Origin of the sequence: Nocardia sp. NPDC060220 (assembly GCF_042727815.1) — a bacterium.
GTDB lineage: Bacteria > Actinomycetota > Actinomycetes > Mycobacteriales > Mycobacteriaceae > Nocardia.
In genome coordinates, this window is sequence record NZ_JBHWZY010000117.1 from 1 (window position 1) to 11,702 (window position 11,702).

General features: G+C 69.9%; 10 protein-coding genes. 4 read left to right on the forward strand and 6 right to left on the reverse strand.

Features of this window, described 5'->3' with window-relative positions:
* The 6 genes from ACFWF3_RS08755 to ACFWF3_RS08780 form a co-directional block, all read right to left on the reverse strand.
* Positions 1 to 339: SDR family NAD(P)-dependent oxidoreductase (locus ACFWF3_RS08755; protein WP_379313102.1), on the reverse strand; the 339-nt coding region annotated here is incomplete at its 3' end.
* Positions 340 to 363: 24 nt separating this feature from the next.
* A complete protein-coding gene (locus tag ACFWF3_RS08760) occupies positions 364 to 2,205 on the reverse strand; it encodes a flavin-containing monooxygenase (protein WP_379313103.1) in 1,842 nt (613 codons plus the stop codon).
* Between the two features lie 49 nt (positions 2,206 to 2,254).
* Entirely contained in the window at positions 2,255 to 3,628 is a 1,374-nt protein-coding gene (locus ACFWF3_RS08765) for an SRPBCC family protein (RefSeq protein WP_379313104.1), read from the reverse strand.
* A gap of 8 nt (positions 3,629 to 3,636) precedes the next feature.
* Positions 3,637 to 4,494, reverse strand: coding sequence for an SDR family NAD(P)-dependent oxidoreductase (locus tag ACFWF3_RS08770; protein ID WP_379313105.1), 858 nt, complete (start codon positions 4,492 to 4,494; stop codon positions 3,637 to 3,639).
* Positions 4,491 to 6,089: an SMP-30/gluconolactonase/LRE family protein gene (locus ACFWF3_RS08775; RefSeq protein WP_379313106.1), complete on the reverse strand. Its 1,599-nt coding sequence runs from the start codon at positions 6,087 to 6,089 to the stop codon at positions 4,491 to 4,493. The genes ACFWF3_RS08770 and ACFWF3_RS08775 overlap by 4 nt, the downstream gene beginning before the upstream one ends.
* 526 nt (positions 6,090 to 6,615) lie before the next feature.
* Complete coding sequence (locus tag ACFWF3_RS08780; RefSeq protein WP_379313107.1) at positions 6,616 to 7,419, reverse strand: FadR/GntR family transcriptional regulator; 804 nt, start codon at positions 7,417 to 7,419, stop codon at positions 6,616 to 6,618.
* A gap of 118 nt (positions 7,420 to 7,537) precedes the next feature.
* On the opposite strand from ACFWF3_RS08780, the gene ACFWF3_RS08785 reads away from it, so the two are divergent.
* Genes ACFWF3_RS08785 through ACFWF3_RS08800 form a run of 4 tightly spaced genes read left to right on the forward strand, consistent with a single transcriptional unit; the run spans position 7,538 to position 11,596 of the window.
* Positions 7,538 to 8,689 carry an acyl-CoA dehydrogenase family protein gene (locus ACFWF3_RS08785; protein WP_379313109.1) on the forward strand — a complete coding sequence of 384 codons (1,152 nt, stop codon included), beginning with the start codon at positions 7,538 to 7,540 and terminating at the stop codon, positions 8,687 to 8,689.
* Positions 8,686 to 9,648: an acyl-CoA dehydrogenase family protein gene (locus ACFWF3_RS08790; protein ID WP_379313110.1), complete on the forward strand. Its 963-nt coding sequence runs from the start codon at positions 8,686 to 8,688 to the stop codon at positions 9,646 to 9,648. Before ACFWF3_RS08785 ends, ACFWF3_RS08790 begins: the two co-directional genes overlap by 4 nt.
* Positions 9,645 to 10,427: an enoyl-CoA hydratase/isomerase family protein gene (locus ACFWF3_RS08795; protein WP_379313111.1), complete on the forward strand. Its 783-nt coding sequence runs from the start codon at positions 9,645 to 9,647 to the stop codon at positions 10,425 to 10,427. The genes ACFWF3_RS08790 and ACFWF3_RS08795 overlap by 4 nt, the downstream gene beginning before the upstream one ends.
* Positions 10,424 to 11,596 carry an acyl-CoA dehydrogenase family protein gene (locus ACFWF3_RS08800; protein WP_379313112.1) on the forward strand — a complete coding sequence of 391 codons (1,173 nt, stop codon included), beginning with the start codon at positions 10,424 to 10,426 and terminating at the stop codon, positions 11,594 to 11,596. Before ACFWF3_RS08795 ends, ACFWF3_RS08800 begins: the two co-directional genes overlap by 4 nt.
* Positions 11,597 to 11,702: the final 106 nt, after the last annotated feature.

Genomic DNA, 11,702 nt, shown 5'->3' on the forward strand with positions numbered 1-11,702 from the left:
CATCTGTGCCAGCGGCGCGTACCGGTTGTTGCCCGCGTTGTGCACGATGATGTCGATCCGGCCGAAGGCCTCGATCGCGGTCGCCACGATCGCGCGCCCGCCCTGCGCCGTCGCCACCGAATCGGTGCTGGCCACCGCGATGCCGCCGGTGGCGGTGATCTCCTCGACCACCGCCGCGGCGACTCCGGCGTCGCCGCTGTCCCCGCTGATGGTGGCGCCGGGGTCGTTGACGACCACCTTGGCACCCTTCGCGGCGAGCAGCAGCGCGTAGGCGCGGCCCAATCCGCGTCCGGCGCCGGTGATCACGGCGACTCTGCCCTCGAACCCGAGTTCAGACATGGTGGGCTCCGCTCGCCGCGCGCCTCATCGGGCCGGTTCGGTCGGGGTGCCCAGCGCCAGGCCCGGCAGCTCGCCGGTGTCGCGCCACGCCTGGAGCAGATCCTCGAAGGCGTAGAAGCCGGGCCAGTACGGGTCGCCGAGGTGGGAGCGGATCTGCTGTTCGCCCTCGTTGTTGTAGTAGCCGGGGGTGCACTCGCGCTGGAAGTTGCTGTTGTCGATCGCGCTCTCGCGCACGGTCGCGCACCACTGTTCCTGCGCGTCGGCGGTGGGTTCCACCATGGTCGCGCCCCGGCTCATCGTCTGCTCGATGATGAAGGCGATGTGGCGGGCCTGCTGTTCGAACATAGCCGTCGTGCTCGCGGTCACCCCGCCCTGGACGAACCCGGTGAAGAACTGGTTCGGGAAACCGGTGGTCATCGTGCCGTGCAGGGTGCGGTAGCCCTTGGCCCAGTGGTCGTAGAGCGAGAGCTCGTCGCGGCCCACGTAGGGGGCGATGCCGAAGCGTCGGTCGAGGTCGGTGGTGATCTCGAAACCGCTGGCGAAGATGATGCAGTCCACTTCGTGTTCGACGCCGTCGGCGACGATGCCCTTGGCGGTGATCCGCTCTACGCCCTTGGTGCCGGAAACATCGACGAGCGTGACGTTGTCGCGGTTGAAGGTCGGCAGGTACTCGTCGTTGAAACACGGCCGCTTGCACAGGAACCGGTAGTAGGGCTTGAGCGCCTCGGCGGTCGCCGGGTCGGTGACGATCTCGTCGACCCGGTCGCGCACCCGCTGCATCGCCCGATAGTCGGCCAGCTCGCGCAGCTCCATGAACTTCTCCGGCGTCAGCTCCGCCCAGCCGCCGGTGCTGTCGAGGTGGTCGCGCACATTGCGGCTGACCTCGGTCCAGCCGTCGCAGACCAGATCGTCCTGACCGGGACCGTAGGCTTCGAACGCGCCGGTGTGGAAGTTGCGGCGGATCTCCTCCTGCCAGCCGGGCTGCAAGCTCTCGGCCCACGCGGGGTCGGTGGGCACGTTGCCGCGCTCGTAGATGTAGGACGGGGTGCGCTGGAAGACGGTGAGATGGCGCGCCGAGCGGGCCAGGTGGGGGATGGACTGCACGCCACTGGCGCCGGTCCCGATGATCGCCACCCGCTTGTCGGCGAGCTTGTCCAGGCCCCCGCGCATATCGCCGCCGGTGTACTCGTAGTCCCAGCGCGCGGTGTGGAAGGTGTGTCCCGCGAAATCGCCCAGACCGGGGATGCCGGGCAGCTTGGGCCGGTTGAACGGGCCCTGACACATGACGACGAAGCGGGCGCGGATCTCGTCGCCCCGATCGGTGCCGATCCGCCAGCGCTGGATCGACTCGTCCCACGCCATCGAGCGGGTGAGCGTGCCGAAGATCGCCTTGTCGTAGAGACCGAAGTGCCTGCCGATGCGCTGGCAGTGCTCGAAGACCTCGTCGCCGTAGGAGTACTTCTGCTTCGGGACGTAGCCGACCTCCTCGAGCAACGGGAGATAGCAGTAGCAGTCGGTGTCGCACTGGATGCCGGGGTAGCGATTCCAATACCACGCGCCGCCGAAATCGCCGGCGTGCTCGATGATCCGGAAGTCCGCCACCCCGGCCTCGCTGATCCGGGCGGCGGTGACGAGTCCGGCCAGCCCGCCGCCGAGGATCGCCACGTCGATGTCCTGGGAGATCGGCGGTCGCGGCTGGACCGGGGTGTACGGGTCGGCTTCGTGATACTCGGCGAAGTCCGCCTCGGCCGTCACGTACTGCTGCTGGCCCTCGGGGCGGATGCGCTTGTCGCGTTCGGCGAGATACTTCGCCCGGAGCGCTTCGTGATCGACCTCGGGTGTCTGCGTTGGTGCGCAGTTCTGCATGCGAATTCCTCGGTGTGGTGCGGTGTTTCGGGTGATCAGGGCACGGGACTTAGGCGAGGTCGCGCGGTGCGCCGGTGCCCATGTAGGTGGCCAGGTTGTGATGCAGGTTCACGACGCTGCGTTCGCGGTAGGGGTTGGGCATCGGCCCGGCGAAGCCGCGCGTCTTCATGCCCTGCTGCACGGCGGCCATGTTCGAGAAGTCCTGGGGCAGGACGGTGCGCCAGGCCGGATCGTCGGCCGCGGTGTACTCCCACTCGGTCTTCGGTTCCTGGCCGGCCGGGAACAGTTCGTAGACGGCCGCCTCGAAGATGCACTTGTCGGGGTCGTAGCCGTAGGGCCGGGCGCTGTAGCAGAGCATGTTGTTGAGCGCGTGCCCGATCTGGAAGTTGGGGAAGATCTGCCACGCGGTCCCCGCCGCCGCGACGACCTGCGGGTCCACCGTCGGCCACACCACCCCGCGATCGGCGTCGTACTCGCGGGCCGATTGCAGCCAGTGTTTGAGCACCTGATCGGCCGGGGTGCCCTCGGGCAGCTCCGCGACCAGCCGATTCGCGGCGTCGACCAGGGTGCGGGTGGTGTTGGTGTTGGCGTTCTCCCAGGTGAAGTTCTGGAGTTCGGCCGTGGACATGCGGGCGTCCGGTCCGGCGCCGAGCCGCAGCTTGGCCTGGTTCTCCTCCATGCCCTTTGGCGCGTCGTAGCCGATGTTGCTGTGCTTGCCCTGGGCGCGCGACCACCCGAGGAAATTGCCGAAGTTCATGAACTCGGGGTGGGTGTAGGGCACGTGGTAGGTCTCCATGAACGCCTCCAACGCGACCTTCCAGTTGCAGTCGAAGACCAGCCAGCGCCGCCACCGATAGCGCATGTTCTCCAGCTGGAACGGATCGAGCAGACCGGCCGCGGGCTCCAGGTACTCCCGCAGCGGCTCGGCCTCGGGGTCCATGGTGATCCAGATCCAGCCGCCCCAGGTGTCGACCCGCACCTCGCCGAGCCGGGTGCGGTCCGGGGTCAGCCCGCACGGCCAGTCCTGCTGCTCGGCCGCGAAGGTATTGCGGCCCTCGAGGTCGTAGCGCCAGCCGTGGAACCCGCAGACGAACTGCTTGCGGCGGCCGTGCGCCTCCCGCGCGCCCGGGGGAGTGTCGATCAGCCGGCGGCCCCGATGCGAGCAGACGTTGTAGTAGGCGCGCAGCGTGTCGGGCGCCGAGCGCACCACGATGATCGAGTCGTCGAGGATGTCGTAGGTGAGGAAGTCGCCGACCTGGGCCAGTTCCTCGACCCGACCGACCTGCTGCCACACCTTGGTCCACAGCTTGTCGCGTTCGGCGCGGGCGTAGTCCGGCGACAGATAGGCCTCCACGCCGATCGAGCGCGGGGTCGACAGCGCCTCCTCGGTAGCGGTGAGCGCGGACTCTGTGGTGTCGGTCATGACCTCTCCTAGCGGGTGATGGCGGTGCGGAACGCGTCGTCCTCGAGGAACAGCGATGTGTGATCGGCGTCGAGATGGGTCCACTTGAGGTCGAGTCCGCCGTCGACCAGCAGCGTCTGACCCGTGATGTAGGTCGACAGGTCCGAGAGCAGGAACAGGATCGCGCCCGCCTGCTCCTCGGGCCGCGCGCGCCGACCCATGGCGATGGCGCGCCGGTCCCGGTCGGCGTCCTCGCCGACGTAGGTCGCCGAAGCGGGGGTCTTGGTCACCCCGGGCGCGATGGCGTTGACCCGGATGCCGTCGGCGGCGAGTTCGACCGCCAGGGTCCGGGTCGCGGCCACCAACGCGGCTTTGGCTGTGCCGTAGCCGATGTGGAACGGCGCGGTGTTCATGCCGCTGATCGAGGAGATCGAGACGATCGAGCCGGGCAGTTGCCGCGCCTTGAGCTCGGCGGCGACGGCCTGGCTCATGAAGAACATCGTTTCGAGGTTCTGGGTGAACAGCGCGCGCCAATCGGCGCGGCTCACCCGCAGCGCGGGCATCCACGTCGCCGGAGCGGCGCCGCCCGCCACGTTGACCAGACCGTGCAGGTCGCCCTCGGTGGCGCGGATCGTCGCGAGCACCGTGGCGATGCCGTCGTCGGTGGCGGCGTCGGCCGCCACCGGCACCACCGCGAGCCCCTGCTCGATCAGCGGGTCGATGTGGGTCGTGAGGTTGTCCTTCGATCGGCTCACCGCGATCACGGTGGCCCCGGCCCGCGCGACCATCTCCACCACCGAGGTGCCGATGCCGCCGCCCGCCGCCCCGGACACCACGACGACGCGTCCGCTCAGGTCGATCGACCCGGCCGCCACCGCCGGGTTCATGCCGTGGGGCGCAGCGCGAGCACGCTGCCCTCGGCGTCGGCCGACAGGTACAGGGTCCCGTCGGGTCCGGCGGTGATCCCCGCGAAGGGGCCCTGCGGACCGGAGAACGGCGGCAGCCCGCGCAGCGGCTTGGGCGTGACGCCGGGAGGCGCGCCGACCGGCAGATTCCGGGCCAGGGTGGTCCGCACCTTGGTTGCCAGATCCACGCTGATCAGCGACTTGCTGCCCACGTCGACGACGTACAGCGTGTCGCCGCGCACCAGGATGCCCTGGGGCTGCTCGAGCGCGTCGACCACCGTGTCGACCCCGGCACTGCTCACCGAGACGATGCGGCCCGCGCCGGCTTCGGCGACCAGGCAGGTCCCGCCGGTGGTGAACGCGACGCCGATCGGCTGGTTCAGGCCCGAGGCCAGCTCCTCGACCCGGCCGCCGGACCGCACGGCCAGCACCCGGCCGCGGCCGAACTCCGTGGCCACGATGTCGCCGTTGGGTCCGAGCGCCACGCCGTAGAGCTGGTCGAGTTCGTCGGCCAGCACCTCGCTCTCCTGACTCGCCGGCCGCCACCGCGTGATCTGTCCGCCCGAGGTGGTGACCACGAATTCCCCCGCGCCGACGGCGGTGACGCCCCGGATGAAGCCGGGATAGCCGGGGCTGAACAGCATGCCGACCGTTTCCGGGGCCTGTCCCGGGCGCAGCACGTAGAAGTAGGTGCCGTCGGCGACGTAGAGTTCGCCGTCGCTGCCGACGGTGAGGTCCAGCGGCCAGTTCAGGCCGCCGGGCAGAGTGGTTCTGGTCTCGCCGCCGTCGAGGATCTCGGTGATCTCGCCGGTGAAGTTGGAGACGAAGAGCCGGCCGTCGACGAACGTGCAGTTGTCCAGGCCGGGGTTCAGGGTGGCCAGGACGGTGCGCTGTCCGGTTCGGGGATCGATGCGCAGGACCTCGCCGGTGCTCACCTGGGTGGAGACGATGTTGCCCGCCGCGTCGAACTTCACCGAGTCGGGCACGCCGAGATCGCCGACGACGCGTTCGGGTTCGCCGCCGCGCGGGTCGATCCGCCAGATGTCGTTGGTGCCCATCACCGGGTAGTAGAGGAGCCCGTCGGGACCGACCTCCATGGCGTTGGGCATGGCGAGGTTCTCCGCCAGGACGCGGGGCTCGCTGCCGTCGGTGAACAGCTCCATCAGCCGTCCGCCGACGCGACATTCGTTGACGAACAACCGGTTCTGGTGCACGGTGATGCCGTTCGCGCTGGGCAGATCGTCGCGCAACACCCTGGTCTGTCCGTCGGCGCCGCGCATGCTGACGCGCCCGTCCATCACCTCGGTGGCGAACAGGTTGCCGTGGTCGTCGAAGGCCAGGTCGTCGGGGGCGATGATGTCGCCGCCCTTGGCGCTGATCGTCTCGAGTCCGCCGGTGGCGACGTCGAGGGCGCTGATCTGGCTGCCGGTCACCTGGGCGACGTAGATGCGGCCGTCGGGGCCGGTGCGCAGGCCGTTGGCGCCGAAGAGCCGGCTCGGCGGCGTGAGGCGTTCCAGGCTCCACCCTTCGGCGAGGCTTGTTGCTGTGGTGCTGGTGTAGCGCGCCCCTTGTATCAAGGTGGGGCCTCCTCCGGGTGAGTGCGTCGGGGTCCGCGATGGGTGGCGTCGCTGTCCTGCGGATCGCCGGAGCGTGATGCGGACCACTTCATCGGTGGCTCGGAGCCTGCCAGCAAGCCGTGAGCATTGCAAGTATTGTTATCCTTGTAAGGATTAGCTAGCATGCGCGAAGAGTGAGAATCACGATCTCCTATGAAGCAAGTCGTACTCTACCGTCGGTGACATGCGGTTTTATGGGGAATCGCGTGGTGATCCGCGTACGAAGAAGCCCCGCGCTGGGTCGCGCGGGGCGGGTCGTGCGATTCGGCTCCGTCAGCGGGGGTGAACGCGGTCGCGTACTGCCGGTAGGCGCGCGGCGGTGGGATACGGCGCACGGCGAGTGAATACTGTTGCGCTCCACCGTGATTCGATCATCGGCGTAGTGCGGCCAGGCTGCGGAGAGCCGCGCGAAGTCCCGGGGGGTTCAGCCGGGCTGCAAGCGGGAGCGGTGCGCCTTGAGGAAATCGGCGAGTTCGGCGCGACTCGGCTAGAGGCGTGCGCGGTGGCCGGACTGGATCGACTGGCGCGACATGGCCGACGACGCGTTGACGACGCCGCCGTCGAAACGTTCGAGCACCACTGCCTGCGTCGCGGCCAGGTGCGCGCGCGCCAACCGCTCGGCCTCCTCGGCCTGACCCGCGGCGATCTGCTCGACGAGCCGGCGATGGAACCGCACGGCGTCGCGCGCGTCGGCCTCGGACGGGTACTCGCCCCTCCGGGTCGTCGCTTCCGCCCAGGCTTGCTCCTGTGCCGACCACAGGGCTACGAGCGTGCTGACGACGTAGCGGATGGTCACGTTCGGGGTGAACGAGACGACGAGATCGTGGAACTCGCGGGCGGATTGAGTGAAGGCCACACCGTCGCCGACCTTGGTGGCCGAGTCGTCGACGGCGGCCTCGAGGGCTGGGACGACCACCTCGGCGCGGTCTTCGCGCCGGGCGCACGCGGCGGCGCACATCGGCTCGAGCGCCTGGAGTCCGGACGCGAGATCGCCCAGCGTCACGCGGGCGCCCTGCAGGGCGAGCCCGAGGTGATAGGCCGCAGAGACCTCGTCGGGCCGGTGTACCTCGGCGCCGCCGATGTTGCCGCGCCGGACCGTGACCAGGCCCTCGGTCTCGAGGATGCGCAGCGCTTCCCGGATGGAGGGGTAGCTGACGCCGAAGTCCTTGACCAGCTGATCCTGGGTGGGGAGGCGGTAGTTGTCGTCGGAGAGGATGTGGTCGCGCAGTTCGGCCGCGACGGTCTCCGCGATGCGGCGCTGCGGAACTCGGCCCCGTCTCGGGGTGGTCAACGAACCCGCCGATCATCCATGGCGGGAGTGTAATTGATCGCGGGTCAACCATTCAAGTATTGCTATCCTTATTATGTCAAATATTGCTATCCTTATGAGGATTAATTACAGTCCGATCATGGATTTCACGATGGGAACGGCCGCCGCGGACCTGCGGGGGGAGCTGCGTCGTCTGGTGGACGAGCACGTCCCGGCTGATTTTCTGGGGGCCTTCACCGACGACCCGGCCGATTTCGAGGCCGCCCAGCGGTTTTCCCGCCTGCTGGCCGAACGCGGTCTGCTCTGCCTGGCCTGGCCCGCCGAGTTCGGCGGCCGCGACGCCTCCATCTGGGAACAGACCGTGGTGCGCGAGGAGATGTGGGCCCACCACGAACCGCGCGGTGCGCAGTACATGGGCGTGAACTGGGTGGGGCCCACGATCATGCGGCACGGCACCGAGGCCCAGCAGCGGACCCATCTACCGCCGATCGCGCGGGGGGAGGTGATCTGGTGCCAGGGTTTCAGCGAACCGGACTCGGGCTCTGATTTGGCGTCGTTGCGTACCGCGGCGCGCCGCGACGGCGACGGCTGGCGGATCACCGGACAGAAGGTGTGGACCTCCTACGCCGCGATGGCCCAGTGGTGTTTCCTGCTCGCCCGCACCTCGACCGGCGAACGCAAACAGTCCGGGCTGACGATCTTCCTCGTTCCGATGTCCAACCCGGCCATCGAGGTGCGCCCGATCCGTTCCATGATCGGCCCGCACCACCTCAACGAGGTCTTCTTCGACGACCTGCGAGTGACCGAAGCCGACGTGCTCGGCCCGGTCGACGAGGGCTGGAAGGTGGCGCAGGAGGTGTTGGCCTTCGAACGGGTCGGCATCGCCCGCTACGCCCGCTGCGAACGGCTGCTGCTCGCCGCGCCGTCGGCGCTGGGCGAGCGCTGGGACGCGCTGCCCGCCGAACTCCGTGGCCGCTGGGCCCGCATGCTGACCCACTGCCGTCGCGCGCGATTACTGGCCTACCGAGTGCTGTCGCTGCAACGCCTGGGCCAGGTACGACCCAGCGACGCCGCCGCCTACCGCATCGCGGTGACAACCCTCGACCAGGACAGCGCGGAGGTACTCGTGGAACTCGCCGCCCACCTCGACCCGGCCGGCGCCGACGGGCCACATCGGTTCCGGCGCGAGGCCGAGGAACACTGGCGCTACTCCCAGGCCGCCACCGTCGCCTCGGGCAGTATCGAGATGCAGCGGATTCTGCTGGCCCGCGCGCTGCTGGCGGCGTCGTGAACATCGAGCTGAGCGCGGACGCGCTCGAATTCGGCCGACAGGCATCGCTGGCGCTGGCGGCGGCGGGCGGTGACGAGCTGGTCCAGCTCGGCGAACGCGAACCCGCGCGGCGCGAGAGCGTGTTCGCGCCGGTGCTCGCGCGGTTGGGTGCGTGGGATCTCGATCCGCGCGGCGACGCCGACGAGCTGGAGGCGGCGGCGGCCCTGTGCCGCAGCGCGGGCTACTGGGCGCTGCCCTATCCGCTGGCCGAACGGCTGGCCCGGCCCACCGATCTCGCGGTCGACGGACTGCTCGTCGTCGCCGAGACCAACCCGGCCGCGCCCGTCGCCGACCTCGCGCTGCGCTGGGCGGCGGTGACGATCACCGGTCGACGCTCCGCCGTCGAGGTCGGGCCCGCGCACGCGCCCCGCACCTCGGCGTTCGTCACCTCCCTCGCACTGCGCCACCTCGACGACGACGGCGCCGCCGATGTGGCGTTGGGGCTGGTGCTGCCGTGCTGGACGCTGCTCGGCATGCTGGACCGCGCCCTGGATCTCACCCGCGCCCACGTGCTGCTGCGCGAGCAGTTCGGCAAGCCGCTGGCGCAGTTGCAGGGCGTGCAGTTCCAGTTCACCGACGCCGAGGTGGAGCGTAGCGGCGTCGACATGCTGGCCAAATACGCGCTGTGGAGCATCCAGGCCGGGCGGCCTGAGGCGCTCGACGACGCGCTCGCGCTGCGCTCGGCCGCGATCGAGGCCGCCGAGATCGTCTTCCGGGTCGCGCACCAGTTGCACGGCGCCATCGGCTTCTGCGACGAGTCGCCGCTGTCGTGGCTCTCGCGCTACAGCCTGCCGCTGCGGCGACTGCCGTTGGGCCTGTCCGCGACCAGCGAGGTCCTCACCGACCGCCTCGGCCGCACCGGGCTGACCGGGCTGTTCGGCGCGGGACATGCCGACGAGTACCCGGGGGTGGCGCGGTGAAATACGACTTGCCCGACGAACTGATCGTCGAATGCGACGGCCCGATCCGCACGGTGGTGATCAACCGGCCCGACGAGCTCAACGCGGTGAACAAGGCGCTGCACTGGGCGCTGGCGAACGTGTGGCGGCAGTTGGCCGCCGACCGCGACGCCGCGGTGGTGATCCTCACCGGGGCGGGTCGCGCGTTCAGCGCGGGCGGCGATCTGGGCTGGATCACCTCCTTCCTCGACGACCCCGTCGGCCGCGACGAGAGCATCCGGGAGGGCGCGCAGATCATCGAGGAGATGCTGCGTTTCCCGCTGCCGGTGATCGCGGCGGTCAACGGCCCCGCCGTGGGGCTCGGGGCCAGCCTCGCGGTGCTCTGCGATGTGGCGCTGATCTCCGAGCGGGCGCATCTGGCCGATCCGCACGTCACGGTCGGGCTGATCGCCGGGGACGGTGGGGCGGCGTTCTGGCCGCTGCTCACCCCGATCCTGCGCTCGCGCGAATTCCTGTTCACCGGTGACCGCATCTCGGCGGCCACCGCCGTGGAACTCGGGCTCGCCACCCGCAGCGTCGCCCCCGACGCCCTGCTCGACGAGGCACGGACGTTGGCGCACCGGCTGGCCGCGCTGCCGCCCGAGGCCGTGCGCGGCACCAAGCGGATCGTGAACATGTATCTGTCCCAAGCGCTCGGCGGTCCGATGCAGGCCGGCTTCGCGGCCGAGGTCGCCACCATGCAGTCCGCCGCGCACCGCGATCGGCTGCTGGCCCTGCACGAGAACGCGCGCCCCCGATGACCTCGACCGCGCGCACCATCGACGACTTCCGCGCCGAGGTCAGGCAGTGGTGCCGGACGCGGATTCCCGCCGACTGGCGACAGGCGCAGACAGGAGTCTCCGAGCGCGAGTTCGTCGATTTCCAGCAGTCCTGGTTCCAGACGTTGCGCGGGGCCGGTTTCGCGGTCCCGCACTGGCCGAAGGAATACGGCGGCGGCATGTCGACGGCCGAGCAGGTGGTGCTCTATCAGGAGCTCGCCGCCCACGACGCGCCCCGACTGGTCCTGGCCTTCGTCTCGATCCACCACGCCGCCGCCACCCTGCTCGCCGCGGGCACCGACGAGCAACGCCGCCGCCACCTGCCGGCGATCCTCGACGGCGAGATCTGGTGCCAGGGCTTCTCCGAGCCGGGCGCGGGCTCGGACCTCGCGGCGCTCGCGACCACCGCCCGCCGCGACGGCGACGGCTATGTCGTCTCCGGACAGAAGCTGTGGGCCAGCGGCGCGCGGCACGCGGACTGGTGTCTGCTGCTCGCCCGCACCGACCCCGACGCGCCCGCGCGCCACGGCATCTCGTACTTCCTGCTGGACATGCGCGCCCCCGGCGTCGAGGTGCGGCCCATCCGGCAGGCGACAGGGGAGTCGCACTTCTGTGAGATCTTCCTCGACGAGGTGGTTATCCCCGCCGATCGGCTGGTCGGCGCGGAGAACGAAGGCTGGCAGGTGGCCCAGCGTACGCTCGGCGCCGAACGCGGCATGACCATGCTCGAACTGGCCGAACGGCTGGGCAACAACGGTTTCCGGCGCCTGGTCGAGAGCTGTCCGCTCGATGATCCGCTGGTCGCCGACCGTCTCGCCGAACTGGAGATCGAGCTCACCGGGCTGCGCGCGCTGTGCGCCGATGTCGCGGCCGCCGAGGATCAGCCAGGCCCGGCCGACGCCTCGATCGTGAAACTGTTCTACAGCGAACTGCTGCAACGGATGACCGACTTCGGCACCGAGATAGCCGGGCTCGCCACCCACACCGAGCTGCGCAAACCGCTGTCGAGCGGCTGGGAGTCCGGCGCCTGGATGCTGGACTTCCTCGGCTCGTGGGAATGGACGATTCCGGGCGGCGCCAGCGAGATCCAGCGCACCATCATCGGTGAGCGCGGCCTCGGCCTGCCTCGAGAACCCAGGGGAAAACGATGACCTCCGACGAGCACGACCTCGCCGACCTACACGACGAGGTGGCCGAGGTGGCGCGCGAGCTGCTGCGCCGGTCCGCCGCCGCGCCCGACTGGACGGCGATCACGGG

Excerpts from the sequence above, each read along its gene's own strand:
- ACFWF3_RS08760 (WP_379313103.1), bottom strand. The coding sequence starts at position 2,205 with ATGCAGAACTGCGCACCAACGCAGACACCCGAGGTCGATCACGAAGCG.
- ACFWF3_RS08770 (WP_379313105.1), bottom strand. The coding sequence starts at position 4,494 with ATGAACCCGGCGGTGGCGGCCGGGTCGATCGACCTGAGCGGACGCGTC.
- ACFWF3_RS08785 (WP_379313109.1), top strand. The coding sequence starts at position 7,538 with ATGGATTTCACGATGGGAACGGCCGCCGCGGACCTGCGGGGGGAGCTG.
- ACFWF3_RS08765 (WP_379313104.1), bottom strand. The coding sequence starts at position 3,628 with ATGACCGACACCACAGAGTCCGCGCTCACCGCTACCGAGGAGGCGCTG.
- ACFWF3_RS08800 (WP_379313112.1), top strand. The coding sequence starts at position 10,424 with ATGACCTCGACCGCGCGCACCATCGACGACTTCCGCGCCGAGGTCAGG.